Consider the following 24,211-nt stretch of genomic DNA (forward strand, 5'->3'; position numbering starts at 1 on the left):
CAGGCCCGCTCGAACGACCTGAATAGCGTGGCAGGTGCAGGATTCGAACCTGCGTAGGCGTTAGCCGACGGATTTACAGTCCGCTCCCATTGGCCGCTCGGGCAACCTGCCTGGGTGCTGCACCGCCGGGTGACCCGGTTTGGTGCGACTTGCAGGGTACAACGAGGATGGGCCTAAGACGAAAACGGCACCAGACCATCAGGGAGGACGGATCCAATGGCGGATTCATCGTTCGACGTCGTGAGCAAGGTCGACCGCCAGGAGGTGGACAACGCTCTGAACCAGGCCGCCAAGGAGCTGGCCACCCGCTACGACTTCCGCGGCACCGACACGTCCATCGAGTGGCAGGGCGAGGAGACCGTCCTCATCACCAGCTCTACTGAGGAGCGCGCCAAGGCCGCCGTCGACGTGTTCAAGGAGAAGCTCGTCCGCCGCGACATCTCGATGAAGGCGTTCGACGCCGGCGACCCGCAGGCGTCGGGCAAGACCTACAAGGTCAGCGGCCAGATCAAGCAGGGCATCACGAGCGAGCAGGCCAAGAAGATCACCAAGCTGATCCGCGACGACGGCCCCAAGGGCGTCAGGGCGCAGATTCAGGGTGAGGAGATTCGCGTCAGCTCGAAGAAGCGCGACGACCTGCAGGCGGTGATCGCGCTGCTCAAAGGCGCCGACCTCGACGTGGCGCTGCAGTTCGTCAATTACCGCTGAGCGGGTGACCACTCGGTCGGCCGAGCAGCGACGTCGTTTCCGAATCGGCCCTGGTTTCGAGCCCGTCCGACCTACCCTGATCGGCATGGCACCTGCGCAACGCGAACCCAAAGTCGTCGTTCTCGGTGGAGGCTCCTGGGGCACCACCGTGGCGTCCATCTGCGCCCGCCGCGGGCCGACGCTGCAGTGGGTGCGCTCTGCGGAGACCGCCGACGACATCAACGACAACCACCGCAACTCGAAATACCTGGGCAACGAGGTCGAACTTCCGGACGGTCTGAAGGCGACGACGGACTTCTCCGAGGCGGCAACGTGCGCCGACGTCATCGTCATGGGCGTGCCGTCACACGGCTTCCGCGCCGTGCTCACCGAACTGGCCAGGGAGCTGCGGCCGTGGGTCCCGGTGGTGTCGCTGGTCAAGGGTCTCGAGCAGGGCACCAACTTCCGGATGAGCCAAGTCGTCTCCGAGGTGCTGCCGGGACATCCGGCCGGGATCCTGGCCGGGCCGAACATAGCGCGCGAGGTGGCCGAGGGGTACGCCGCCGCCGCGGTGCTCGCCATGCCCGACCCGCAACTCGCGGCGGACCTGGCACGACTGTTCCGCACCAAGCGGTTTCGCACCTACACCACCGATGACGTGGTCGGCGTGGAGATGGCCGGGGCACTGAAGAACGTCTACGCGATCGCGGTCGGCATGGGTTACTCGCTCGGCATCGGCGAGAACACGCGGGCGATGGTGATGGCCCGCGCGATCCGCGAGATGTCCAAACTCGGCGAGGCGACCGGCGGGCACCGCGACACGTTCGCCGGCCTGGCCGGCATCGGTGACCTGATCGTCACGTGCACCAGCCAGCGCAGCCGCAACCGTCACGTCGGCGAGCAGTTGGGCGCGGGCAAGCCGATCGACGAGATCATCGCGTCGATGAACCAGGTCGCCGAAGGCGTCAAGGCCGCGAGCGTCATCATGGAATTCGCTGACCAATACGGGATTTCGATGCCGATCGCTCGCGAGGTCGACGCCGTGGTCAACCACGGCTCCAGTGTCGAAGAGGCCTACCGCGGCCTGATGGTCGAAAAGCCCGGGCACGAGGTGCACGGCGCGGGGTTCTAGCGCTCAGTTGAAGAAGGGGTTCGTGCCCTCGGGCCGCTCGAGCAGCGGATCCCTGCCGCCGTTGATGATGTAGCTGCCCGCGGGGGACAACACGAAGCCGGACTGGTTTCGGCTGTCCGAGCATGTCGTCACACCGCCGTCACTGCCGCAGCTGACGGTCTGGAAGCTGATCCGCGAACCGGCCGGAAGTGGCTTGGCGTCGCCGACGACGGCGAACACATCGGCCGTCGTCGCGGAGAACTGTGGAACACCCGGGCCGCCGCTGACGAAGTTTGCGCCGTCCGGTGCGGCGGGGATCGCGCCGCTGCAGCCGTAGCCGCCGTTGCGCTGCAGGACGCATGTCAACCCGTCCGGGGTCTTGAACGCGTACCAGTGGCCGTCCATTTTCGCGAACTCCGACAGCTTCACCGGTGCGAGCACATTGACGTTCGGCGGCGGTGGCGGGGGTGGTTCGGACGGTTGAGCTACGGCGATACCTTGTGCACCGATCAGGGCCGCCCCCGCGGACCCGACGACGCCGATCAACACCCGGTTCAGCACGTTCCACACCCTAAGGGGTGCGGCTGATACTCGCAGCATACGAATCACATCGCCGCAGGTCGGCGCGCTGTTACCTGCGTCGACCTGCGGGTGTGAACCCCCCACCTGCGGGGTGGTGCCGAGAGCGGCTTCGACCGACGCTGTAGTCAGGCAAAGTCACGGAGGAACCGAATGAGAACCGCGCACACCGTGCTGGTGATCGGCAGCGGTCCGGCCGGACTGTCCTGCGCCGCTGAACTGCACGCGCGCGGGATCGATGCGACCGTCGTCGAGCGCGGCGGGCAGATCGGCGCCGCCTGGTCCGGCCGCTACGACGCCCTACGGTTCAACACCTGCCGGCGCAACTCGGCCCTGCCCGGCGCTCCGTTCCCGCGTCACTTCGGGCAGTTTCCGACCCGCGACCAGTACGTCGACTATCTGCAGACCTACGCCGGACGCCATCATGTTGCCGTCGAGTTCGGCGTCGACGTTCAGCGGCTCGACCCGGTCCCCGAGGGAGGGTGGGGCGTAACGACGAACGCCGGTCTGCGGAAAGCACGCCATGTCGTCGTTGCCACAGGCATCTTCAATCAGCCCGCTCTCCCCGACTGGGCAGCCGGCGACCGCTTCGCCGGAAGGGTCGTGCACGCCGCCCAGTACCGCAACGCCGACCCGTTCTACGGCGAGCGTGTGTTGGTCGCCGGCGCGGGTTCCAGCGGACTCGAGATCGCCTACGAGTTGAGCCGATCGGGTTGCCGGGAGGTGCTGCTGGCGGTGCGCACTCCACCGAACATCCTTCTGCGCGAAGTCGGCGGGCTGCCCTTCGACCTGCCGATGCCGCTCTTTCTCCGGCTGCCCGCCCGCCTCGTCGACAAGATGTTGCTCGTCGTGCAGCGCGGAATCATCGGCGACCTCAGCGATTTCGGGTTCTCCAAGCCGCCGGAGGGGCCGATCGCCGGTCTCAAACGCCGCGGCGCCGGAACGGCGATCGTTGACCGTCAAGTCATCGACGCGATCCGCGACCGCTCGCTTCGTGTGGTAGCAGCCGTCGACCGACTGCAATCCGATGGGGCGGTCCTGGCAGACGGCACCACCGTCCGGGTCGACACCGTTGTCGCGGCGACGGGGTACCGAACGGGGCTGGACGCCATGGTCTCTCACCTCGGTGTCCTCGAGCAGCGGGGCATGCCGCGTGACGGGCGCGGTGGCGAGGTGCTGCCGGGGCTTCGCTTCGTCGGCTACGTGTACCGGCCGGGGCTGACGAGATTCGTCGGAACGCTGGCCAGACGGGTAGCCGACGACATCGCCGCACAGCTGGCTGCTCCTTCGAGAGTCATCGCCGAAGGACGAGATCTTGCGAGAGTAGTGCCGCAAGCTCCGGACGGCTGTTCACACCGAGCTTGGCGAAGATCGCCTTGATGTGACCACGCAACGTCTCGGCGGTGATCCACAGCCGGCCGGCGATCTCCCTGGTGGACATGCCGGTCAACAGCAGCTGGGTGACCTCCTTCTCACGACGGGTCAGCTGCCTCAGGTGAACCAGCAGCGGCGCAATGTCCGAACGCCGCGCCTGCTCCAAAACCACTGCAGTGCAATCTGTTTGCGAGCCTTCCCGCTCCATACGGACTCCCCGCACCACGAGCCAGTCACCCGAGCGCGCCCTGGTGCGCGCCATCGCCGGCTCACCGACACCGGTTTCGGCGAGAACACGTGCCTGGTGAGCGACCTCGTGCAGCACGATGGCGCTCTGAAGACGTTCGTCTTCCACGGGACCCAGCCACTCGGTGACCTGCGGTGTCATCGACTCGATGCTGCCGTCGTCGGCGAGCATCAGCAATGCGGGCGCTGCGGCAACACTGGGCAGGGGCTTCTCGCCGAGCTGAAGGGATGCCCGGATGCCGTTGGCCACGTGCGGGCAGAGCCTCGCCATCGTCGCGACCTCGCCCTCGGTGAAGAACGCGTCCTCGGCCCGCCGGGTCAGGCAGAAGTGCCCCCAGGTGGCCGACCCGGAACTGAAGACGCCGCGCATCTCGTCGCCGTACCCGTTGGGCTGGTAGATCTTCGACCACCGCGCGCTGCGGTTCAGGTCGCCGGCGGTCTCGATGCCGAGCGACGCCGCCGGGACATCCCGCCGCGCGAGGTCGACGAACTTGTTCACGTCGTCGGTGGTCAACTCGCATTCAATGAGGGCGAGGTTCTGCTGACGTGTGACGTTCTCGGCGTGCACCCCGGTGATGAGCAGCGTGTCGGGGTCAGTCAGCAGCCAGCCCGCAGCGGCGTAGGAGATCTCCCCCCTCACGGCGGTAGCCACCGCAGCCAATAGTTCGAGCGGATCGTGAGCCCGGGCACAGATGCGTGCGACCCGCTGCTCCAACCGGGCAGCCCCGCTCAATGACATAGCCGATGACATACCGACCCACCGCCCTTCCGTTGGGGTTCGCCGTCCGTCGGGGTGGTCCGTACTGTCGGTTCTACTCCCCTTTGACGCACGCAGACAAGGACTCTGCGGGCGGCTCACAAAACGCACTCCCACGGAGTGGCGCATTACGAACAGCGAAGGAGGATTTCGATGAGTGCGCTTTCGAACCTGGGTCGCACAGCCTCGGACGTGTTGGTGGGCGCAGGCACCAGGGCTCTGCGGTCACGTCGGCTGATGCGGGCCCCGATCGGGTTGTATCGAGCTCGCCTCGGATTCATCTTCGGCTCGCGGATCCTGTTGCTCGAACATATCGGCCGCAAGTCAGGGCGTACCCGGCAAGTGGTCCTCGAGGTGCTCGACCGTCCTCACCCGGACGCCTACATCGTCGCCTCCGGATTCGGCACCCGCGCACAGTGGTACAGGAACGTGCAGGCCGAGCCCCGGGTGAGGGTGTCCGTGGGCGCCCAGGTGTCGATGCCCGCGATCGCACGTCCGCTCAGCACCGGCGAAGCCGACGCCGCGCTGCGTCGTTACATCGACCGGCACCGCCGGGCGTGGGAGACGATGAAGCCGGTCCTCGAATCGACCTTGGGCGCACCGATCACGACCGAGAACACCGCCCTGCCGATGGTCGAGCTGCGGCTGACAGATTCTGACCGGTGAGGCGTCAGTAGTAACCCGGGCCTCGACCTGCCATCGACTCCAGGCGGGCGATGCGGTCCCCGATCGGCGGGTGCGTCGAGAACAGCTTGCCGATCTTCTCGCCCGAGCGGAACGGGTTGGCGATCATCAGGTGCGCCTGATCGGCCAGCTTGGGGTCGGGCGGCAGCGGTGCCTGCTCGACACCGGCGCTGATCTTGCGCAGCGCGCTGGCCAACGACAGCGGATCGCCCGTCAGCTCGGCGCCGGACTGATCGGCCTGATACTCCCGCGACCGCGAAACGGCCAGCTTGATCACCATCGCCGCGATGGGTCCGAGCATCGAAACCAAAAGGATCGCAAAGGGATTCGTGCCCTCGCGGCTACCGCCGAATATCGTCGCGAAGTAGGCGAGGTTGGCAAGTGCGGTGATGACCGCGGCCATCGCGCCTGCGACGCTCGAGATCAAGATGTCGCGGTTGTAGACGTGCGACAGTTCGTGGCCGAGCACCGCCCGCAGCTCGCGTTCGTTGAGGATCTGCAGTATGCCGGTTGTGCAGCACACCGCGGCGTTGCGCGGATTGCGCCCGGTGGCGAACGCGTTCGGCGCGTCGGTGTCGCTGATGTACAGCCGCGGCATCGGCTGGCGGGCTGTGGTGGCCAGCTCGCGCACGATCCGGTACATCACCGGCGCCTGCATCTCGGTGACCGGCTGGGCGTGCATCGCCCGCAGCGCGATCTTGTCGCTGTTGAAATACATGTAGGCGTTCATGCCGACGGCGAAAAGCACCGCCAGGCCGATGAGTGCCGTATTGCGGAACAGCGCGGCGATGAACACGATCAGCGCCGAGAACCCCACCAGCAGAGCGAACGTCTTGGCCGTGTTCGCGTGCGGATGCCAGGTCATCGCTTCCTCCTCCAGAAAGAAAGACTTCGCTGAGTCAACGCTTAGTTGGGCTCCGCAAGTTCCGGCGCTCAGCCGTGCCGGTTGACCGTGTAATCCACCAGGGTCGCCAGGGCCTGACGGCCCGGCCCCTCGGGCAGCTGGGCGAGCTCCTCGCGGGCCTGTACTGCGTACTGCGCGACGGTCTGCTTGGCCTTCGCCATGCCCGGCGAGCCGCGCAGCAGCCGCAGCGCCTCGGCCACGTCATCGTCGTTCTCCACCGGGCCGGCCAGCAGCTCGCGCAACCGGTCGGCGGCGGGACCGTCGTCACGCAGCGCGTACAGCACCGGCAGCGTGTGCACTCCCTCGCGCAGGTCGGTGCCCGGCACCTTGCCGGACTCGTCCGGATCGCTGTCGATGTCGATGATGTCGTCGGAGATCTGGAACGCCGTGCCGACGATGCCGCCGAGCCGGCTCAACCGCTCGATCTGCTCTTCGTCGGCGCCGGAGAACGTCGCCCCGAACCGGCCGGACGCCGCGATCAGGCATGCGGTCTTCTCGTACACGACCTTCAGGTAGTGCTCGACGGAGTCGACGTGCTCGGCCGCGCCGCGGGTTTCACGCATCTGGCCGGTGACCAGCTGGGCGAAGGTGTCGGCGATGATGCGCACGGCGTCGGGCCCGAGCCTGCTGACCAGACGCGAGGCGGTCGCAAACAGGTAGTCGCCGGCCAGGATCGCGATGTTGTTACCCCAGCGCGCGTTGGCGCTGTCGGCACCGCGACGGACCTCCGCCTCATCCATCACGTCGTCGTGGTACAGCGTCGCGAGGTGGACCAGTTCGATGACAGCGCCCGCGACGGTGACCTGCCAGGCATCCGGGTCCGGGCCCAGTCGGGCTGAGAGCACCGTGAACAGCGGGCGGAACCGCTTCCCGCCGGCCTGAAACAGGTGTTGTACCGCTTCGGCCATCAGCTCGTCGGCTTTGCCGAGCTCAGTGGCCATCAGGTCTTCGATGCGGGCGACCCCGTCGCGCACTTCCTGCGCGAATTCGGGATCTCCGAAGTCCACCCCGGCTACCACCGTCGCTGGCGTCCTCACCCTGCCAACATACTGGGAACCATGGATGGTTCGGCGGGCAGGAGCGATGGGCCCACGCCCGAAGGGCAGGGGACGACCGGGGGATCGATGAAGGGGGACGTGGTCGTCGTCGGGGCCGGGCCGGCGGGTTCGGCCGCCGCAGCGTGGGCGGCGCGCAACGGCCGCGACGTCCTCGTCATCGACAAGGCGCAGTTCCCGCGCGACAAAGCCTGCGGCGACGGGCTGACTCCGCGCGCGGTGCTGGAGATGCGCCGCCTCGGCCTCGGGCCGTGGCTGGAGGACCGAGTGCAGCACCGCGGCCTGCGGATGTCCGGCTTCGGGGCCGACGTCGAGATCGAATGGCCGGGGCCGTCGTTCCCGTCGACGTCGAGCGCGGTCCCCCGCACCGAACTCGACGACCGCATCCGCATGGTCGCCGTCGACGACGGCGCGAAGATGATGCTCGGCGTGAAAGCCGTCGACGTGCGCCATGACGCCTCCGGGTGCGTGGAGGCGGTGATCCTCGACTCGGGAGCCGAGATCGGGTGCGGCGAGCTGATTGTCGCCGACGGAGCCCGCTCGACGCTGGGCCGCGTGCTGGGCCGCGAATGGCATCAGGAGACGGTGTACGGCGTGGCGATCCGCGGCTACATCGCCACGCCGCGCGCGAGCGAACCGTGGATCACTTCGCATCTGGAGTTGCGTTCGCCGGAGGGTGCGGTGTTGCCCGGATACGGCTGGATCTTCCCGCTGGGCAACGGGGAGGTGAACATCGGCGTCGGCGCGCTCGCGACAGCCAAGCGGCCGGCCGACGCCGCGCTGCGGCCCCTGATGTCGTACTACACCGGGCTACGTCGTGAGGAGTGGGGCTTCGTCGGGGAACCGCGCGCCGGCCTGTCTGCGCTGCTGCCGATGGGCGGCGCGGTGTCGGGCGTGGCCGGACCGAACTGGATGCTGATCGGTGACGCGGCCGCTTGCGTGAACCCGCTCAACGGCGAAGGCATCGACTACGGCCTCGAAACCGGCCGGCTGGCCGCCGAACTGCTGGGCACCGGCGATCTCTCGCAGGCGTGGCCCGCGGTGCTGACGGCGCACTATGCGCGCGGGTTCTCGGTGGCTCGGCGGCTCGCGCTGCTGCTGACGTTTCCGCGGTTCCTGCCGTCGACCGGGCCGCTCGCCATGCGATCGGAGACGCTGATGAACGTCGCGGTGCGGGTGATGGGCAACTTCGTCACCGACGAGGACGAGGACTGGACCGCCCGGGTCTGGCGCGGAGCCGGCCGCATGTCGCGGCGCATCGACGCCCGCACACCGTTCAGCTAGTCAGTCGTGGCGACGCCGCTCGGCGAGCTTCACTGCGATGCGGGTGTGCGCGGGCTCCCGGTTCGTGTGTGCAGAAGCGGTGAGCCCCAAGGCAATCAGAATGTCGGCCGCGGTGACGAACAACCCGATCCAGTACGCCCACCGCATGGTGGGGTCCGGTTGGGACGCGAAGTACAAGACGAGGAAGATCGGGCCGACGATGCCGAAGACGAACATCATGCCCTGAAACATCAGATAGCGCTTGAACGTCTCCATGTCGCAGGCAGAATATCGCGGATGACCGCCGTGTACCGGGCTCCGATGCGATCCCGCCGCGACGACATCGACCCGCAGGCATCGCTCGACCGGGCGTTGGCTCTGGGCGTCGTCGGGTTCGGCGATGCGGGTTTCGGCGAGCGGCTGACTCGTCGCGTGGACCGGTTCGCCGATGTCGAGGACGGGTCGTTCGTGTGGGCCCGCGACGCGGACGGTCTTTACTGGTTGGGCCGTATCGATGGTCCGTACCGCCGTGACGACACCGACGAGGCCGCCGCTGTCGACCTGGTTCACATACGGCCGTGCCGCTGGCTCAGCGAACCCATCCTCGAACCCGACGTTCCCGCAGCGGTTCTCGCGACCTACGCACGCGGCGGGCGCAACTTTCAGCAAACGCACGACCCCGATGTCGGCCCGCAGTCGGAACGCGTCTGGGATGCCCGCAGGGATCAGGATTCGTAACCAGGCTAACTGTAAGCCCAGCTAGATGACCTGTTTTCGGCGGCGTGCGGGGATTATCCTGGAGCACAGCGGCGTTCATATATGCATCGGCGGAAGGAAACCACGATGCTCGGTGTGACGGTTCGATCGGCAGTTGCCGCGATCGCGGTCGCCGCTGCCGCGCTTTTGTCGGCTCCCGTCGCACCCGCTCTGCCGCAGGGGCCGTGTCAGGACGTGCCTTTCGTCGGTGTGTGCACACCGTATCGAGGGGCCACCGGAAAGCCGTCCTCAAACGCCAAGTCCGAACCGCCCCTGCCGGCCGTCAACACCGCCCCTCCGGCCGGCGGCAGCCAGCAAGCGGCGATCGACATCGACGACTAGCCGAGCGATTTCGCGAACCCGCTGACGTCACGGATGGATGCGTCGAACACCTCGGGCAGGTAAGCGCCGCACAATAGGTCGCCGCCATGGCAGGTTCCCGCCACCACCCGGCCGACCGCGGGAACACCCGCGCGGAGCAGGCCGCGGTAGTAGGCGAGGCCCTCGTCGCGCAGCGGGTCCAGTTCGTTGACCGAAATGACATGTGGCGGAAGCCCGCTGAGCTCCTCGTCGGTGGCGACCGCAGCCCAGCACGTGGCGTCGTCGGCATGGGAGCCGTCAGGGTTGTAAATCGAACCGAGCAGTGCGAGTTGGTGGCGGCTGACGAAATACTCGTCGTTCTCCGCCAGCGACGGCAGGTCCTCGCACTCGTCGAGCCAACGGTTCGAGATGTACGGGCACTGCGCGTAACAGCCGGCGATCTCGTGCAGCCATCCCTCTCGTTTGGCTTTGTGCGCGACGGTCAGTGTGAGGTTGCCACCGCCGGACTCCCCCGAGACGACCAGGTGACTGACACGAAGTTCTGCGCGGTTGGCGGCCACCCAGCGCACCGCGGCCGCGCAGTCGTTGAGTCCGGCCGGGAATGGGTGCGGTCCGAGTTTGCCGCCGGAATTGCGGAACTCCACACCGACCACGACAAGCCCAGTGGCGGCGAGGCATTCGCGGATCCTGACGTAACCGATGTCGGCCGCGCTGCCGATCGCCATGCCGCCGCCGTGCAGATGGACGACGGCGGGCAGCGGGCCGCCGGCGGCATCCTCTGGGCGGCTGATGTAGAGCATGATGTCGTTGCCGTCCGGTCCGGTGATCGTTGTCGTCGACGTGGTCACCCCGGAGACGGCAGGCAGGTCCTTACCCAGCGCCTCGAGGATGGCGCCCATCCCCTCCTCGCTCATGGTCGCGAAGGCGATCCGGTCCTCGAGCGGGGAGTCGACGCTCAGCGGTGCGGCGGGCAGTCGGCCCTCAAGACCGAACTGCGCGAACGCCTTGACCATTCGGGGGTCGGACCGGGGATCGGTTCCGAGCGTGCGGTCCGGGTCAGCAAGTCGTCCGTACATGCCCAGACCGTAGCGCGCGATCGCGGTACCCGACCGACAATCAGCGCTGGGATTTGGTGGCGGCGTGCAGCGCGACGATGCCCCCGCTGAGGTTGCGCCAGCGCACTGAGGACCATCCGGCGTCGGCGATCTGACGGGCCAACTGCGTCTGATCGGGCCAGGCGCGGATCGACTCGGCGAGGTAGACGTAGGCGTCCGGGTTGGACGAAACCGCCCGCGCGATTCTCGGCAGCGCCTGCATCAGGTATTCCTTGTACACGGTCGCGAACAACCGGTTCGTCGGTGTGGAGAACTCGCACACCACCAGCCGTCCGCCGGGACGGGTGACGCGCGCCATCTCGCGCAGCCCCGCTACATGGTCGACGACGTTGCGTAGACCGAAGCTGATCGTCACCGCATCGAACACACCGTCGTCGAACGGCAGTCTCGTCGCGTCACCGGCGACCTTGGGCACATCCCGCGAGGCCCCTGCGGCCAGCATGCCGACCGAGAAGTCCGCGGCCACGCACCACGCGCCCGAAGTGGCTAACTCGACCGTCGACACGGCCGTGCCCGCCGCGAGGTCGAGCACCCTGTCGTGTGGGCCGATGCGCAGTGCTGCCCGCGTCGCTCGCCGCCAGAACCGGTCCTGGCCCAGCGACATGACGGTGTTGGTCAGGTCGTAGCGCCGGGCTACCGCGTCGAACATCGATGCCACATCGCGGGGGTTCTTCTCCAGCGTCGCCCGGCTCATGAGGCAACCGTAGCTGTGAAGATGCTTGAAGCGGGAATGCGGAGTCCGTCTAGAGGAGATATAGGGAGCATGAGCGAAAAGGTTTGGTTCATCACCGGAACGTCGCGGGGCTTTGGACGCGAGTGGACGATCGCGGCGCTCGAGCGCGGCGACAAGGTCGCGGCGACGGCGCGCAACGTCTCGTCACTGGACGATCTCGTCGACAGGTACGGCGACGCACTGCTGCCCCTGGCATTGGACGTGACCGATCGCGAGGCGGACTTCGCGGCGGTCAAGCAGGCCCACGACCATTTCGGCCGGCTGGACATCGTCGTCAACAACGCCGGCTATGGGCACTTCGGTTTCATCGAGGAGTTGACCGAGCAGGAGGCGCGCGACCAGATCGAGACGAACGTCTTCGGCGCGTTGTGGGTCACCCAGGCCGCACTGCCGTATCTGCGGGCGCAGCGCAGCGGGCACATCATTCAGGTGTCGTCGATCGGCGGGATCGTCGCGTTCCAGAACGTCGGCATCTACCACGCATCGAAGTGGGCGCTTGAGGGCTTCTCGCAGTCGCTGGCGCAGGAAGTGGCCCCGTTCGGGGTGCACGTCACGCTGATCGAACCGGGCGGCTACTCGACCGACTGGGCGGGCTCGTCGTCTCGACGCTCGACGCCGTTGCCGGACTACCAAGAGGTGCACGAGGAAGCAGACCGGATCCGCAGTCAGCGCGTGGCCAAGCCCGGCGATCCGCAGGCGTCGGCGCGAGCTCTACTCAAGGTCGTCGACGCCGAAAACCCGCCGCTGCGAGTGTTTTTCGGTGAGCTTCCGCTGCAGTTGGCCAAGGCCGACTACAAGAACCGGCTCAAGACATGGGAGGAATGGCAACCGGTCGCCGTCGAGGCGCAGGGCTGAGTCCGGAAGACGGTGCTCGAGATTCGCGGCTGTCAGGCCGCCCAATCTCCTGGAGGCGCGGGCCCACCGGGCTCGCCGGCACCGTCGACGGGCGAGGCGGCGCTCGATGGTGTGTCGCCGGGCTGGCCGACCTCAGCGGGTTCGGGCGGTGCGACGCTGGTTTGCGTGTCGCCGGGCTGGCTGTCGTCAGCCGGTGCGGCGCTCGGCGCAGCGGTGTCGTTGTGGCTGCGACTTTCCTGCTCGTCCGGCGGGCGCAGGAGCCGTTCAGGTCGGTGGTAATAGTTCAGCCGCGCCTGGCCGGTGTCCAGTTCGGGCGGCGGAAGCCATTCGACCTCGCAGCGCTCGTTCATCCGGGTGGACCAGCCGCCATCCTCGTTGACGCTGCGGTTGTCCGCTGCGCAGGCCAGACCGAGTTCGTCGACGTTGGTGTTGCCGCCTTTGGACCAGTCGGCTTTGGCGTGATGCACCTGGGAGCCATAGGCGCCAACGGTGCAGCACGGTTTGGTGCATCCGCCATCGCGCGCGATGAGCATGATCCGTTGCGCCGGAGTGGCGATTCGCTTGGCGCGAAACAGATCCAGGGCCGACCCGGTCGCGCGGTCGAACACCGCGAGGTAGTGGTTGGCGTGGCCGGCCATCCGGATGACATCAGCGATCGGCATGACGGTGCCGCCGCCGGTGGTGCCGACCCCGGCCCGTGACTCCAGGTCCTGCAAGGTGGTACGGATGATGATCGAGACGGGCAGACCGTTGAGTTGGCCGAGTTCGCCGCTCATCAGGGCGATGCGCCCGACGGCGATCATCGCGTCGTGTTGACGCTGGGCCAGACTGCGGTGGTCGTTGTCGATCTGAGCCTGTGTCGGGGTCCCCGATGTGCAGGGTTCGGGATCGTCGGGATTGCACATACCCGGTGCCGCGTACTTCGCGAAGATCACTTCCCACACGGCCCACGCTTCGGGGGTCAGAGTTCCGAAGATGTCAATCATCCCGTCGGAGCGCTGTTTTCCCTTCGTGACCCCGCGCTTGCGGGCGCGCTCGGTGTCATCGGGCTCGGGCCCGTCCTGATCGAGCAAGAACAGCGTCAGATCGGCGCTGTCCTTGAGTTCCTTGGGACCGACGCCGACCGCCGTGCGGACCAGATCGACCTCGAACTGCTCCCGGGTGGCCGCATCGACGAATCCCGGCAACCTGTCAACGGCCTTGCGGATGACTTCCACATGCTCGCCGTTGATCAGCCCATGAGCTTGCGCGACGGCCGTTGCAGGCAACGTCGGCGGCAGCGACGGCCCGGTCAACGCCTGACGCGGCGCCAGCAGGGCAGCTTCGGTCAGGCGCCGGTTGGCCTCGGTGGTCGAGATCCGCCAGCGGACCGTCAACACCTCTTTCCACGATTTCGCACCCATCTGTTGCGGCGTCCCCTCGACCTGCAGGCGGGCGAGCAAGCGGTGGCGCATCGCGGGGAGTTGGCACCCGAGAGCTTCGAGCTCATCAAGAGCCGTGACGAGATTCTGGCGGGTCAGCAAGTCGACGTCACAGGCGGCCGCCTCCTCGAAGGCGGCACGCAACGCGGTCACCGCGGCCTGCAGGTCATCACCCGACATACTTCGAACATACATTCGACCACCGACAAACACGGGTCCAAGACATAACACCGGGCCTGCGCATCGCATCGTCGTGCGAGTTATCACCCTCGAGGTTCGACGGTTACGCACTCTCGCTGGGGCGCGACCGTGCGCGAAGTGTCGAACTTCCACGGCGTGTCGGGTGCAGACGCGCACCGTCGCGGGAATGGGTGGCGATCACGTCTTCGTAGTGGCCGAGGAGTTCATCGCAGATCGCCGGCCAGGTGCGGGTCAGCACGCTGCGGCGCGCAGCGATTGAATACCGGTGTCGCTCGGCGATCAGATGCTTCACAGAATCGGGCAGGCGGGCCTCGAACTCGTCGACCGCCAGCAGCAATCCGGTGCGGTAGGGGGCGACGAGATCTCGCGGACCGCCGGCGTCCGGGGCGATGACCGGCAGGCCCGACGCCATCGCCTCCTGGACGGCCTGACAGAAGGTCTCATGCTCGCCGGGGTGCACGAACACATCCATGCTGGCGTACGCGGTGGCCAGTTCCCCGCCGTACAGTGCACCGGTGAAAACCGCTGAGGGAAGCAGGCTTTGAAGCTTGGTGCGGTCGATACCGTCGCCGACGATGACCAGCTGCATATCGTTCCGGTGTGCGAGCACCGCCAGCCGTTCGAGGTGTTTTTCCGGCGCGAGGCGACCGACGAACCCGATGATCGGCTTACCGTCGGGCGACCACCTGCGCCGCAGCGCGTCGTCGCGCGCCGACGGCACGAACCTGGTGATGTCGACGCCCCGTGCCCACCTGTGCACACGCGGAATGCCATGCGACGTCAGGTCTTCCATCGCGGCGGTGGACGGCGCGAGGGTCCGGTCGGCCCGGCTGTGCAGATGCCGTGTCCACGCCCACGCAGCGCGGGAGGTGAAGCCGACGCCATAACTCTCGGCGAATCCGGCGACGTCGGTCTGGAATACGGCCACGGTCGGGATACCGAGATGGCGCGCGGCGTGCAGGCCGCCGTACCCGAGCAATGCGGGCGACGCCAGGTGCACGATGTCGGGGTCGAATCCCCGTAGCACACCGACGATCCGGGGTCTGGGTACGCCGAGGGGCAGCGAGGTGACCTTCGGAAACATCCGCGAGGGTACGCGGTGGACACGGACTCCGTCGTGCACGCGTTCGGCGGGCGGTTCGCCGCGCGGTGTGTCGGGAGCGATGACGAGGGCTTCGTGTCCGGTGCGGCGCAGATGCTCGATCACCCGCAGGACCGAGTTGGTGACGCCGTTGACATTCGGGAGGAACGATTCTGCGACGATTGCCACGCGCACGAACAAATCGTCTCAGCGGAGCCTGTCGTGAAGGTTGCGGCCAGGAATATGGCACGCGAAAAGCTGGTGCGCCAACGGGTGCTGCGGCGCCTTCGCATCGAGTATCGTGCGTCCAGAGAAAGGGCGGTTGACATGCGGTTCTCGCGGGCATTGGCGGTCTTGGCGCTCACCCTGCTCGCCGCCGTCGGCTGCACCAACCATGTCGCAGGCACCGCCAAGCGCGATCCCGCCCAGGCCCCGCTGAAGGTCAGTGAAGACGGTTTCGGAGTGGTGGCCGGATTCGACGACGCACCGGTCAAGATCGAGATCTTCACCGAGCCGCAATGCACCCATTGCGCGGACCTACAAGCCGATTTCGGAAATCAGCTCGCCTACTACATCGGCGTCGGCCAACTCAACGTCACGTACCGGCCGCTGATCTTCCTCGACGAGGCGACCGACGGCCACTCGTCGCGGGTGAGCAATGCGCTGTTCCTCGCCACCGGTAGCGGTGCGACCGGCACCCAGTTCCAGCGGTTCGTCGAAGAGCTGTGGGCCAACCAGGATCCTGGCGGGAAGGGCCCGAGCGACGACGAGATGGCCGACATGGCCAGCGCGGCCGGCATGCCCGACAAGGCCGTGAAGCGGGTCGCCAGTGGCGGCTCGGCGGTGAACATCGTCGAGATGGACGAGAGCAACTTCGGCTTCCTATTCGACGTCGATCCGTTGGCCACCGGCACGCCGACCGTCTACGACCTGGTCGCCGGCGAGAAGATCGACATCTACGACAACGCCTGGCTCGACAAACTGATCCAGTCCTGACCGTCAGCTCGTGCGCGACAGCTCGGCTTCCCGATCCGAAGTCGGACGCGGCGAGGTTCTGCGCTCGATCAGCGTCACACCGGCCAATGCGGCACTGGCGATCAGCCAGCCGACGACCGCGATCGAACTCGCCGGGATGATCGCCAGCGCCGCATTTCGGTGCTGCACGCGAACGAGATCCGGGTTGTTCGTGTCGTATTCTACGTAGATGTTCATCCCCGTCTCGAGCTCTGACGGATAGAGCACACCGAGTTCGGGACGGTAAGTGACGCGGTCGGGGGTGACGAACTCGATCGTCGACCGGCGCGGGCCGGCGTCGAGCACCTCGGCGGCGGCGACGGCCATGTGCCGCTCGATCTGGCGGTCATTGCGCCACGCGCCCAACACCATCAGCACCGACTGCAGGGTCACCAGGCATGCCGCGATCACGATGCCGACGCGGATCCGGCGGAACACCCGCTGACGGCGCGACTCGTCCGGGTCGGCGGTCAGCCGGGGTAGGAACCTCCGCGCCCACCGGATCGGATTCCGCAAGCGGTCCACGGCGGTCCGCCTCAGCCCGGTTCCGCTCACAGAAGCTGAATCGTTCGCTCCGCTCACAGAAGCTGAATCGTTCGCTCCGCTCACAGAAGCTGAATCGTTCGCTCCGCTCACAGGGCAGCCTTGATCGACGCGTGCAGCGCCCGCAGCGACGACCGGTCGGCCTTCACCTCCAGCACCCGCATCCCGTCGTGGGGTTCGTCGAGCGCCTCGGCCAAATCGTCGGCCTCGAGTTGCCGGCTCTCGACGTGGTACGCCCGGCACAGCGCGCCCACGTCGACGTCGTGCGGGGTGCCGAAGATCCGCGACGACACGTCGGAGAACCGCGGGTCACCCTGTTCGAGCAGTTCGAAGATGCCGCCGCCGTTGTCGTTGGACACCACGATGGTCAGGTTGCGCGGCGTCGGCTCAGTCGGCCCGATCAACAACCCCGAGCTGTCGTGGACGAACGTCAGATCACCGAGCAGCGCGATCGTGCGGTTCGACCCGCTCCCGCCACTCGCCCGCTCGTGAGCGAGCGCGGCCCCGATGGCCGTCGACACCGTCCCGTCGATACCCGCGACACCGCGGTTCGAGCGCACCTTGACCCCATGTGTGTCCAGGCCGACCAACGCGGCATCACGCACCGGGTTCGACGCGCCGAGCACCAGCTGGTCACCGGGCCGGACGGCGTCGGCCACCGCTGCGGCCACGTGCAGGCCGGTCTTGAGCGGGTGCGCACGCAACTGGCTGTGGACCGCCTCCATCGCGTGCCGGTGCACCTCGGCGCACCTGGCGAGCCAGGCCGGGTCCGGTGCGCCTGTGGTGACCGCGCGGGTGCCGGTGGCCTGCGAGTTACCCGACACGTCGGGCCAGCGTGGACCCGTGGTCAGCGCGTACACCGGTACCGACGGGTCGGCCAGCAGTGCCGAGACCGGCCTGTGCAGTGTCGGGCGGCCGAGCATGATGACCTGCTTGGGCCGCATCAGCCGCAGCGCAAAGGGGTGCAGCGGGTTGTCGGCGGGTGGCGCGGTCGGTTCGGCGACGGTCGGCAGCGCGGCCAGGTTCGGATGCTCGCCCGCGCCGTGCCCGGCGATCACGACGGTGTCGGGCGTCAGGTCGATGTCGAGCGGCTGGTCGAAGGACACCGGCGGCGTGTACGTCCACGGCTTGCCACCGGGCCTGCCCTGCGGCACGTAGGTCACCGTCTCGTCAGCATCGGGCACGAGCGGCTCCCGCAGCGGGATGTCGAATTGCACGGGGCCCGCGTTGGCGGACCGAGAGCCCTTGGCCGCCACCAGGATTCGACACACCGCCGAACGCCATTGCGCGTTGAGCACGTCGAGGTGTTCCGGGGATTCCTCGGCCAGGCCCAGGCTGATCGACGCCCGAACCTGCGTGCCGAAATAACCCAGCTGCTCGAAGGTCTGGTTCGCGCCGGTGCCTAGTAGTTCGTAGGGGCGGTTCGCGCTCAGCACGACCAGCGGCACCCGCGCGTAGTTCGCCTCCACCACCGCGGGTCCGAGGTTGGCCACCGCGGTCCCCGACGTCATCGCGATGCAGACCGGCGCGCGCTCGGCGATCGCCAACCCGATGGCCAGAAACCCCGCGGTGCGCTCGTCGATGCGGACGTGTAGCCGGAGCCGTCCTGCGCGGTCGGCGTCCTGCAACGCGAAGGCCAGCGGGGCGTTGCGCGATCCGGGGCACAGCACGACGTCCCGTACGCCGCCGCGAATCAGTTCGTCGACGACCACGCGGGCCTGCGCGGTCGAGGGGTTCACCACTACAGCTTATCGGCGAAGAAATCGAGCGCCGCTTTGTTGATCGCCTCGGGATGCTCGAGGAAGCCGAGGTGGCCGGCATCGGGAATCTCCAGGTAGCGGCCGTTGGGGATCGCGTCGGCGACCTCTCTGCTCAAGTGCGGGGGCAGCACCAGATCGTCGGCGAACCCGATGACCAGTGTGGGCGCCGTAATACTTCGGTAAGCCGGCAGCCTGTTGCCCGGCGGCCGGACCTCGATCTGTGCGCGCCCACCGGGTGTGGGCTTGGTGGGCCACATGACGAACATGTCGATCCAGTCGCGAACCTTGGCGTCGTCGTTGAGCGTCTTGGGCGAAAAGCTCTCCAGCAGGCGCAGTTTCGCGTCGTACTTGGTGGGCAGCACCGTGTTGGAGGCCGCGAGCTCGCGCTCGGCGTCGCGGAAGAACTCGCGGGTGCGGTCCTCACGGCCGCGGGTGGCCATCAGCACCGCCCGGTCGACCAGGTCCGGCCGGGCCACCATCAGCTCTTGGGCGATGTATGAGCCCATCGACACCGACACGATGCGTACCGGCGCCGCGTCGAGCTTCTCGATCAGCGCCGCCGTGTCGGCCACCATCGTCTCGGTGGTGAAGCCGGCGGCGTTCTCGGTGGCGCCAACCCCGCGGTTGTCGAACGTGATGCACCGGTAGCCGGCGCGCTGAAACTCGGGCACCTGATGCAGGTGCCAGGTTCGGCCCGCACCGCCGTGACCGGCGATGAACAGTACCGATGGGCCGCTACCGCGATCGTCGTAGGCCAAATTCACCCGACTGACGGTACTCAAGTCTTCCGCGTACGGCGCTTCGGGTGCAGGCGGTCGCGCCAGGCGCGACGAACTACGCCGAATCCGAAGCTTCGGTGAACGCGACGACCGGGATGCGCCGCTTTCCGGCGCGCTTCTCGTAGTCGGCGTAGTTCGGCACGAACTGTTTGGCCAGGTCGAACAGGCGGTCCCGTTCGGCGCCGGTGACCTCCTCGCCGATGAAGGTGCCCCGGTAGCCGCGTGCGGCCAGCGTGACCCGCGGATTGGCCTTGACGTTGTGAAACCACGCCGGATGCCGGTCGCCGCCGTAGTTGGAGGCGATGACGATCACACGGCCGGCGTCGGTGAAGTAGGTCAGCGGCGTACTGCGTTGCCGCCCGGTCTTGGCGCCGGTGTGCGTCAGCAGCACCTCCGGCATCACCAGCGACATCGACACGCGGCCGTTGGTCAGGTTGATCACCGCGCGGTCCAGCCGCCATCCGATGCGGCGCAGAAACCACCGTGACGGCCCCAGTCCCATCAAACGGGCGCCCGCACGGATGAACGGCGTCGGCGGATCGGGTCGCACTTCAGGAATGCCCACCCCCGCGACGGTATCTCAGGCGCGAACGCTCACCGATCGCTAGCGCGCGGCGACCGCCTTCCCACGGACCCGTTGCACAGCGGCGTTCCACAGCAGCGCCATCGTCGGGGCGAGCTGTCCCTGTTTGACGACGTCGCGGCTCAGCAGGGCCGATGCCGTCGCCTTGGTGGCGGCCGACGCCTTCGACACGTGGCCGGAGTCGTAGGGCGGCTGCGGGTCGTATTCGATGACGAGCTGCACCGCCTTGGCCTTCGCGTCACCGGCGATCTGCCCGTAGAGCCACAGGCCGAGGTCGATCCCGGCCGACACCCCCGCGGCGGTGACGATCTTGCCCTCGTGCACCACGCGTTCGTCGGAGACGGTGTCGACGCCGAACGGCTTGAGCATCGGTAGCGCCAGCCAGTGCGACGTCGCGCGGCTGCCGTCGAGCAGACCCGCCGCGGCGAGGACGACCGAACCCGAGCACACCGACGTCGTCCAGGTCGACGTCTCGTGGGCCGTGCGCACCCAGTCGAGCACCTTGTCGTCGCGGGCGTGCTCGAAGCTCGACACCCCGCCGGGGACCAGGATGATGTCGGGCGACGGCGTCTCGTCGAATGAATGGGTGGCGCCGATGAGCAGCACGCCCGAGTCGGCCTCGATCGGTCCTGTTTCATGCCAGACGAACCGCACCTCGGCGCCGGGCAGGTTGCGCAGCACCTCGTAGGGTCCGACGAAGTCGAGCGCGGTGTAGCCGGGGTACACCATGATCGCGATCTGGGTCATGTGTGTGGTCTCCTGTCTCAGGCGAAGGTCTTGCGATACTGGTCGGGTGAAATTCCAAGGCGGCGAACGAAGTTGCGCCGAAGCGACTCGGCGCTGCCGAACCCGCAACGCGCGGCGATGACGGTGACGGTGTCGTCGGTCTCCTCGAGCTGGCGGCGCGCGGCTTCGGTGCGGATCCGCTCGACGTAGGCGCCGGGTGCCTCCCCCACCTCCTCGGTGAACAACCGGGTGAAGTGGCGCGGGCTCATCGCCGCGCGGCGAGCCAACTCCGTGATGCTGTGCACGCCACCGGGTTCGGTCTCGATGGCTTCCTGCACCTCGCGGATGGGCGCTTTCTTGGCCCGTGGCATCCACACCGGTGCGGCGAACTGCGTCTGGCCGCCCGGCCTGCGCAGGTACATGACGAGCCAGCGTGCGACCGTCTGCGCGGCGTCGGTGCCGTGGTCGTCCTCGACGAGCGACAGTGCGAGGTCGATGCCTGCGGTGACACCGGCGGCGGTCCAGATCCGCTCGTTGCTGCGTACGAAGATCGGCTCGGGATCGACTGTCACCATCGGAAATTCACGCGCCAACTGTTCGGTGAACGCCCAGTGCGTGGTGGCGGTGCAGCCGTCGAGCAGACCGGCCTCGGCGGCGAGGAACGCGCCGGTGCACACGGTGACGACCCGTCGCGAATTCTGCGCGACGGTCTGGATCCAATTGACCAGGTCGAGGTTGGCCTTGGCGTCGTGAACCCCGATACCACCGGGAAGCACGAGGGTGTCGATCGGTTCGCGCGGGTCCGGGAGCGGTTGGGCGACAAGCGCGAGACCCGTGCCGGTGGTCGCGGGTTCGCCGTCGAGGGTCACCACCCTGGCGTCGTATCCCTCGCGACCCTTGTCCTGCAGATACCGGGACGCTCCCGTGAACACCTCGAAGGGACCGACCAGGTCGAGAGCCTGCACGCCGGCAAAACCGAGGATCACCACCGATCGCATGAACCCAGTGTTGGCTACCGGGTCGATGGCGTCCAGGCCATGCACCCCACAGATCAAGACATCGGACGGCCGGTGGATCACCACACCAGCGGGGCGAGGTGTTTGAGCGCGTAGGCGCGGACCGCGTCATCGTCGGTGACGTCGAGCACCGGTGTGCGTACCTGGGCCAGCGATGCGGCCAGCCGGATGTGCAGCTCGCTGACCGCCAGCAGGTCGTCGTCGGGCATGGTCGCGCCGGCCGCCCTCAGCGCCCGGGCCATGGCCGCCGACGCGCTCTCGAGGAACTCCTGGGCTTCGTCGTACATGCCCGACATCGCCGACAGGTCGCCGTCGAGCCGCAGGAACCGGCGCATGACCGGTTCGGCGGTCAGCAGCCGCAGGCCCTCGCAGAACGCTGCGACGGCAGCCTCTTTCGCGCCGGAGTCGATGCCGACGGTCTGCAGGCGTGCCATCGCGAAATCAAATGTCTGCCTTCCGAGTTCGGTGATCAACACGTCCCGGCTCGGAAAGCGGCGGTACAGCGTGCTGCGGCTGACACCGGCTTGGCGGGCAATGACGTCCATGCTCGCCCTGCCGACACCCACGAGCGCCACCTCCTCAGCGGCCGCCTTGAGGATCGCGGCCTCCTGTTCGGTGCGGCTGTCGGTGTTGCGGAGCCGTCGCATCGGTCTAAGTTAGGCCTGCCGACCGGCCGGGCACGCCGCAGGCGGGGCGAACGAGTCCAGGCCGACCGAACGGTGAAACCGGACCAGCCTCTCATACTCCAAGCGGTTGCGCGCCAAGGGAATCAACGTCAGCTTCTCCGGCAGCACCCGCCATGCCAGCTGCAGCACGCGGGTGTACACCTCGAATTCCCGATCGTGGCGATCCTCCCAGCGGAACCCCGTCAGCTCACGGACACCGGGATGCATGATGCCGAACGAACAGATCTTGACGATCCGGCCGACCACCGGTCGCGCGAGCAGCCACGGCGGGGTCAACGCGCGCCGCATCGCCGGTGGGAGCAATAGCGTGGGCAGCGGGAGCTTGGTCAGGTCGTCGGTGACGCGCCTGAGGAATTCGTTGTCGCCGAGGCGGCTTTCGACCATGGCGTCGTAGTACCGCACGGCTTCGCCGTAACTGGCGGGCAGTTTGGCGTTGTTGCCGGGAAGCTCGAGAGAGCGGAAGGCCTCGAGCAACTGCTCGTATGCGGCGTCCTTCTCGGCCGGGGTCATGGTGATGCCGGTGCACGGGGTGAACGAGTTCAGCACCATGAACATCCCGCTGACGGCGATCCAGTTCCACAGCCGCGGGTCGAGAGCGCTGTACCGCACGTCGGCGAAGCTCCCGTCCCCGCGGCCGCGGACCTCGCGGTGCATCCGTTTGAGCCGCTCCCCCTCGGCGGCGCGGTCGTGCGGGTCACCCCAGATCGCGAGGAACGCCGAGAACCCACTTCGCACCCCTCGATCGGCGAAGTTGGCCTCGAATCGACCGGTCTTGTCGACGGCCGCGGCCACCGGAACCAACGCGACCTCGTCGAATGCGGCCGCGCCGAAGAACCCGCCGAATGCGCTGCCGCTGTGTTTACGGAACTCGCGCATGACCTTCTGGCGCACCTCGCCGGCGGCCTGGTGGACATGGTGAGCTTCGGCCGTCTGGGTCATGTCGCCTCCGATGCGGTTGACACAAAGACTAGTCATCTGTGTCAGCGTGTCAACGGCTGGCAGGCGCGCACCCTGTCGATCCACCATCGGCGGCGCTCGGGAGACGCGGCCAGCGCCGAAAGCCGCGCCGGATCGGGGACCACTGGACCAATCGATAGGTATCCGTCGTGCGGGGGGACGGGTTCGGCGACGTCCTCGGCGAACAACCCGCCGGTGCCCAGCCCGCAGGCGTGGCGCAGGTCTGGCAGCGCCGCGGCGGCCAGCAGACCGCGGCCGATACCGACCGCTGAGTCCAGCGCGCTGGAGACGACGACGGGGATGTCGATCTGCGCCGCGATCGCGAGCAGCGCGCGCACCCCGCCCAGCGGTGCGACCTTGAGCACCGCGACATCGGCCGCCTTTTCGCGCACCACGCGCAGGGGGTCCTCTGCCTTGCGGATGCTCTCGTCGGCGGCGATCGGGACGTCGATGCGGCGGCGCAACTCGGCCAGTTCGGCCACCGTGGCGCACGGCTGCTCCAGGTATTCCAGCGGTCCGTCGGCGGTCAGCGCCGCCGCCGCAGCGACCGCTTCGTCGACGTTCCAGCCTCCGTTGGCGTCGACCCGCACCGTCGGCACGATCGCCCGCACCGCGTTGACCCGCTCCGTGTCGCCGGCCAAGGCCTGCCCCGGCTCGGCGACCTTGACCTTCGCGGTGCGCGCACCGGGAAAGCGCGCCAGCACCTCGGGCACCTGGGCGGCGTCGATGGCGGGCACGGTCGCGTTGATCGGGATCCGGTCGCGACGCACCTGCGGCGGTGGTTCATAGGCCGCCTCCAACGCGGAGGCCAGCCAGTGCGCCGCCTCCGGCGGCTCGTATTCGAGGAAGGCGCCGAACTCTCCCCACCCCGCCGGGCCCTCGATCAGCGCCACTTCGCGGACCGTGATGCCACGAAAGCGCACCCGCATCGGGAGCGCGACCACGTGCATGCGGTCGAGGACATCATCGAGCTGCGGCATGCGCACCATCCTGCCGGTTCCGGA

General features: G+C 67.8%; 27 protein-coding genes and 1 tRNA gene. 9 read left to right on the top strand and 19 right to left on the bottom strand.

Annotated elements, in window-relative coordinates:
• Positions 1-28: 28 nt before the first annotated feature.
• Positions 29-111: transfer RNA gene (locus tag AAHH99_RS12665), tRNA-Tyr, on the bottom strand.
• Positions 112-216: 105 nt separating this feature from the next.
• Between AAHH99_RS12665 and AAHH99_RS12670 the strand changes: the two genes are divergently transcribed.
• Together AAHH99_RS12670 and AAHH99_RS12675 are read left to right on the top strand one after the other, a co-directional pair.
• A complete protein-coding gene (locus AAHH99_RS12670; protein ID WP_418768916.1) occupies positions 217-708 on the top strand; it encodes a YajQ family cyclic di-GMP-binding protein in 492 nt (163 codons plus the stop codon).
• An 85-nt stretch (positions 709-793) separates the two neighbouring features.
• The gene (locus AAHH99_RS12675) at positions 794-1,819 is read left to right on the top strand and encodes an NAD(P)H-dependent glycerol-3-phosphate dehydrogenase (RefSeq protein WP_418768917.1); all 1,026 of its coding nucleotides are present in this window, start codon (positions 794-796) and stop codon (positions 1,817-1,819) included.
• A gap of 3 nt (positions 1,820-1,822) precedes the next feature.
• On the opposite strand, the gene AAHH99_RS12680 is transcribed toward AAHH99_RS12675, so the two are convergent.
• On the bottom strand, positions 1,823-2,398 hold the full coding sequence (locus AAHH99_RS12680) for a hypothetical protein (RefSeq protein ID WP_418768918.1): 576 nt from the start codon (positions 2,396-2,398) through the stop codon (positions 1,823-1,825).
• Between the two features lie 132 nt (positions 2,399-2,530).
• On the opposite strand from AAHH99_RS12680, the gene AAHH99_RS12685 reads away from it, so the two are divergent.
• Entirely contained in the window at positions 2,531-3,757 is a 1,227-nt protein-coding gene (locus tag AAHH99_RS12685) for a flavin-containing monooxygenase (protein ID WP_418768919.1), read from the top strand.
• Here the strand turns inward: AAHH99_RS12685 and AAHH99_RS12690 are convergent.
• On the bottom strand, positions 3,672-4,649 hold the full coding sequence (locus tag AAHH99_RS12690) for a LuxR C-terminal-related transcriptional regulator (RefSeq protein ID WP_418768920.1): 978 nt from the start codon (positions 4,647-4,649) through the stop codon (positions 3,672-3,674). The two genes, AAHH99_RS12685 and AAHH99_RS12690, sit on opposite strands and share 86 nt — an antisense overlap.
• Before the next feature lie 258 nt (positions 4,650-4,907).
• Here AAHH99_RS12690 and AAHH99_RS12695 point away from each other — a divergent pair, with 258 nt between their 5' ends.
• The gene (locus AAHH99_RS12695; protein WP_418768921.1) at positions 4,908-5,420 is read left to right on the top strand and encodes a nitroreductase family deazaflavin-dependent oxidoreductase; all 513 of its coding nucleotides are present in this window, start codon (positions 4,908-4,910) and stop codon (positions 5,418-5,420) included.
• 4 nt (positions 5,421-5,424) lie between these two features.
• Here the strand turns inward: AAHH99_RS12695 and htpX are convergent, their stop codons facing one another.
• Together htpX and grcC1 are read right to left on the bottom strand one after the other, a co-directional pair.
• Complete coding sequence (gene htpX, locus AAHH99_RS12700) at positions 5,425-6,303, bottom strand: zinc metalloprotease HtpX (protein WP_418768922.1); 879 nt, start codon at positions 6,301-6,303, stop codon at positions 5,425-5,427.
• A gap of 68 nt (positions 6,304-6,371) precedes the next feature.
• Complete coding sequence (grcC1, locus tag AAHH99_RS12705; RefSeq protein WP_418768923.1) at positions 6,372-7,379, bottom strand: nonaprenyl/(2E,6E)-farnesyl/geranylgeranyl diphosphat synthase; 1,008 nt, start codon at positions 7,377-7,379, stop codon at positions 6,372-6,374.
• Positions 7,380-7,466: 87 nt separating this feature from the next.
• On the opposite strand from grcC1, the gene menJ reads away from it, so the two are divergent.
• The gene (gene menJ / locus AAHH99_RS12710; protein WP_418769614.1) at positions 7,467-8,681 is read left to right on the top strand and encodes a menaquinone reductase; all 1,215 of its coding nucleotides are present in this window, start codon (positions 7,467-7,469) and stop codon (positions 8,679-8,681) included.
• Here the strand turns inward: menJ and AAHH99_RS12715 are convergent, their stop codons facing one another.
• Entirely contained in the window at positions 8,682-8,936 is a 255-nt protein-coding gene (locus AAHH99_RS12715) for a hypothetical protein (protein ID WP_064418881.1), read from the bottom strand. It abuts the gene before it with no gap.
• 21 nt (positions 8,937-8,957) lie between these two features.
• Between AAHH99_RS12715 and AAHH99_RS12720 the strand changes: the two genes are divergently transcribed.
• The gene (locus tag AAHH99_RS12720; RefSeq protein WP_418768924.1) at positions 8,958-9,398 is read left to right on the top strand and encodes a GAF domain-containing protein; all 441 of its coding nucleotides are present in this window, start codon (positions 8,958-8,960) and stop codon (positions 9,396-9,398) included.
• Positions 9,399-9,512: 114 nt separating this feature from the next.
• The gene (locus tag AAHH99_RS12725; RefSeq protein WP_418768925.1) at positions 9,513-9,758 is read left to right on the top strand and encodes a hypothetical protein; all 246 of its coding nucleotides are present in this window, start codon (positions 9,513-9,515) and stop codon (positions 9,756-9,758) included.
• On the opposite strand, the gene AAHH99_RS12730 is transcribed toward AAHH99_RS12725, so the two are convergent.
• Both AAHH99_RS12730 and AAHH99_RS12735 read right to left on the bottom strand, forming a co-directional pair.
• On the bottom strand, positions 9,755-10,813 hold the full coding sequence (locus AAHH99_RS12730) for an alpha/beta hydrolase fold domain-containing protein (RefSeq protein WP_418768926.1): 1,059 nt from the start codon (positions 10,811-10,813) through the stop codon (positions 9,755-9,757). The two genes, AAHH99_RS12725 and AAHH99_RS12730, sit on opposite strands and share 4 nt — an antisense overlap.
• A gap of 40 nt (positions 10,814-10,853) precedes the next feature.
• Positions 10,854-11,546, bottom strand: coding sequence for a demethylmenaquinone methyltransferase (locus tag AAHH99_RS12735; RefSeq protein ID WP_418768927.1), 693 nt, complete (start codon positions 11,544-11,546; stop codon positions 10,854-10,856).
• Positions 11,547-11,615: 69 nt separating this feature from the next.
• On the opposite strand from AAHH99_RS12735, the gene AAHH99_RS12740 reads away from it, so the two are divergent.
• Positions 11,616-12,440 carry an SDR family oxidoreductase gene (locus AAHH99_RS12740; protein WP_418768928.1) on the top strand — a complete coding sequence of 275 codons (825 nt, stop codon included), beginning with the start codon at positions 11,616-11,618 and terminating at the stop codon, positions 12,438-12,440.
• Between the two features lie 32 nt (positions 12,441-12,472).
• On the opposite strand, the gene AAHH99_RS12745 is transcribed toward AAHH99_RS12740, so the two are convergent.
• Both AAHH99_RS12745 and AAHH99_RS12750 read right to left on the bottom strand, forming a co-directional pair.
• Positions 12,473-14,056: an HNH endonuclease signature motif containing protein gene (locus AAHH99_RS12745; protein WP_418768929.1), complete on the bottom strand. Its 1,584-nt coding sequence runs from the start codon at positions 14,054-14,056 to the stop codon at positions 12,473-12,475.
• A gap of 88 nt (positions 14,057-14,144) precedes the next feature.
• The gene (locus AAHH99_RS12750; protein WP_418768930.1) at positions 14,145-15,338 is read right to left on the bottom strand and encodes a glycosyltransferase family 4 protein; all 1,194 of its coding nucleotides are present in this window, start codon (positions 15,336-15,338) and stop codon (positions 14,145-14,147) included.
• 132 nt (positions 15,339-15,470) lie between these two features.
• Here AAHH99_RS12750 and AAHH99_RS12755 point away from each other — a divergent pair, with 132 nt between their 5' ends.
• Positions 15,471-16,139, top strand: a complete 669-nt coding sequence (locus AAHH99_RS12755; protein WP_418769615.1) for a DsbA family protein — start codon at positions 15,471-15,473, stop codon at positions 16,137-16,139.
• Between the two features lie 3 nt (positions 16,140-16,142).
• Here AAHH99_RS12755 and AAHH99_RS12760 read toward each other — a convergent pair whose 3' ends face one another.
• The 9 genes from AAHH99_RS12760 to AAHH99_RS12800 all read right to left on the bottom strand — a co-directional run bounded on the left by AAHH99_RS12760 (position 16,143) and on the right by AAHH99_RS12800 (position 24,196).
• Positions 16,143-16,682 carry a DUF3592 domain-containing protein gene (locus AAHH99_RS12760; protein ID WP_418768931.1) on the bottom strand — a complete coding sequence of 180 codons (540 nt, stop codon included), beginning with the start codon at positions 16,680-16,682 and terminating at the stop codon, positions 16,143-16,145.
• A gap of 107 nt (positions 16,683-16,789) precedes the next feature.
• A complete protein-coding gene (gene menD / locus AAHH99_RS12765) occupies positions 16,790-18,439 on the bottom strand; it encodes a 2-succinyl-5-enolpyruvyl-6-hydroxy-3-cyclohexene-1-carboxylic-acid synthase (protein WP_418768932.1) in 1,650 nt (549 codons plus the stop codon).
• 2 nt (positions 18,440-18,441) lie between these two features.
• Positions 18,442-19,224 carry an alpha/beta fold hydrolase gene (locus tag AAHH99_RS12770; RefSeq protein ID WP_418768933.1) on the bottom strand — a complete coding sequence of 261 codons (783 nt, stop codon included), beginning with the start codon at positions 19,222-19,224 and terminating at the stop codon, positions 18,442-18,444.
• 70 nt (positions 19,225-19,294) lie between these two features.
• Complete coding sequence (locus tag AAHH99_RS12775) at positions 19,295-19,804, bottom strand: nitroreductase family deazaflavin-dependent oxidoreductase (protein ID WP_418768934.1); 510 nt, start codon at positions 19,802-19,804, stop codon at positions 19,295-19,297.
• Positions 19,805-19,843: 39 nt separating this feature from the next.
• On the bottom strand, positions 19,844-20,569 hold the full coding sequence (locus AAHH99_RS12780; protein ID WP_418768935.1) for a DJ-1/PfpI family protein: 726 nt from the start codon (positions 20,567-20,569) through the stop codon (positions 19,844-19,846).
• 17 nt (positions 20,570-20,586) lie between these two features.
• Positions 20,587-21,546 (bottom strand): GlxA family transcriptional regulator, encoded by a 960-nt coding sequence (locus AAHH99_RS12785; RefSeq protein ID WP_418768936.1) that lies wholly within the window; start codon positions 21,544-21,546, stop codon positions 20,587-20,589.
• 77 nt (positions 21,547-21,623) lie between these two features.
• A complete protein-coding gene (locus tag AAHH99_RS12790) occupies positions 21,624-22,211 on the bottom strand; it encodes a TetR/AcrR family transcriptional regulator (RefSeq protein WP_418768937.1) in 588 nt (195 codons plus the stop codon).
• A gap of 9 nt (positions 22,212-22,220) precedes the next feature.
• A complete protein-coding gene (locus AAHH99_RS12795) occupies positions 22,221-23,189 on the bottom strand; it encodes an oxygenase MpaB family protein (RefSeq protein ID WP_418769616.1) in 969 nt (322 codons plus the stop codon).
• A gap of 41 nt (positions 23,190-23,230) precedes the next feature.
• Positions 23,231-24,196 carry an o-succinylbenzoate synthase gene (locus tag AAHH99_RS12800; RefSeq protein WP_418768938.1) on the bottom strand — a complete coding sequence of 322 codons (966 nt, stop codon included), beginning with the start codon at positions 24,194-24,196 and terminating at the stop codon, positions 23,231-23,233.
• Between the last annotated feature and the right edge of the window lie 15 nt (positions 24,197-24,211).

Source organism: Mycobacterium neumannii (assembly GCF_048452905.1).
In the GTDB taxonomy this organism is placed as follows: Bacteria; Actinomycetota; Actinomycetes; order Mycobacteriales; family Mycobacteriaceae; genus Mycobacterium; species Mycobacterium neumannii_B.

Bases quoted from the DNA above. Each gene is read 5' to 3' on its own strand.
- AAHH99_RS12670 (WP_418768916.1), top strand. From the start codon at position 217: ATGGCGGATTCATCGTTCGACGTCGTGAGCAAGGTCGACCGCCAGGAG.
- AAHH99_RS12785 (WP_418768936.1), bottom strand. From the start codon at position 21,546: ATGCGATCGGTGGTGATCCTCGGTTTTGCCGGCGTGCAGGCTCTCGAC.
- AAHH99_RS12680 (WP_418768918.1), bottom strand. From the start codon at position 2,398: ATGCTGCGAGTATCAGCCGCACCCCTTAGGGTGTGGAACGTGCTGAAC.
- AAHH99_RS12720 (WP_418768924.1), top strand. From the start codon at position 8,958: ATGACCGCCGTGTACCGGGCTCCGATGCGATCCCGCCGCGACGACATC.
- AAHH99_RS12735 (WP_418768927.1), bottom strand. From the start codon at position 11,546: ATGAGCCGGGCGACGCTGGAGAAGAACCCCCGCGATGTGGCATCGATG.
- AAHH99_RS12780 (WP_418768935.1), bottom strand. From the start codon at position 20,569: ATGACCCAGATCGCGATCATGGTGTACCCCGGCTACACCGCGCTCGAC.
- AAHH99_RS12745 (WP_418768929.1), bottom strand. From the start codon at position 14,056: ATGTATGTTCGAAGTATGTCGGGTGATGACCTGCAGGCCGCGGTGACC.
- AAHH99_RS12795 (WP_418769616.1), bottom strand. From the start codon at position 23,189: ATGACCCAGACGGCCGAAGCTCACCATGTCCACCAGGCCGCCGGCGAG.
- AAHH99_RS12755 (WP_418769615.1), top strand. From the start codon at position 15,471: ATGCGGTTCTCGCGGGCATTGGCGGTCTTGGCGCTCACCCTGCTCGCC.
- AAHH99_RS12695 (WP_418768921.1), top strand. From the start codon at position 4,908: ATGAGTGCGCTTTCGAACCTGGGTCGCACAGCCTCGGACGTGTTGGTG.
- AAHH99_RS12675 (WP_418768917.1), top strand. From the start codon at position 794: ATGGCACCTGCGCAACGCGAACCCAAAGTCGTCGTTCTCGGTGGAGGC.
- AAHH99_RS12740 (WP_418768928.1), top strand. From the start codon at position 11,616: ATGAGCGAAAAGGTTTGGTTCATCACCGGAACGTCGCGGGGCTTTGGA.
- AAHH99_RS12730 (WP_418768926.1), bottom strand. From the start codon at position 10,813: ATGTACGGACGACTTGCTGACCCGGACCGCACGCTCGGAACCGATCCC.
- htpX (WP_418768922.1), bottom strand. From the start codon at position 6,303: ATGACCTGGCATCCGCACGCGAACACGGCCAAGACGTTCGCTCTGCTG.
- menJ (WP_418769614.1), top strand. From the start codon at position 7,467: ATGAAGGGGGACGTGGTCGTCGTCGGGGCCGGGCCGGCGGGTTCGGCC.
- AAHH99_RS12800 (WP_418768938.1), bottom strand. From the start codon at position 24,196: ATGGTGCGCATGCCGCAGCTCGATGATGTCCTCGACCGCATGCACGTG.
- AAHH99_RS12790 (WP_418768937.1), bottom strand. From the start codon at position 22,211: ATGCGACGGCTCCGCAACACCGACAGCCGCACCGAACAGGAGGCCGCG.
- AAHH99_RS12685 (WP_418768919.1), top strand. From the start codon at position 2,531: ATGAGAACCGCGCACACCGTGCTGGTGATCGGCAGCGGTCCGGCCGGA.
- AAHH99_RS12715 (WP_064418881.1), bottom strand. From the start codon at position 8,936: ATGGAGACGTTCAAGCGCTATCTGATGTTTCAGGGCATGATGTTCGTC.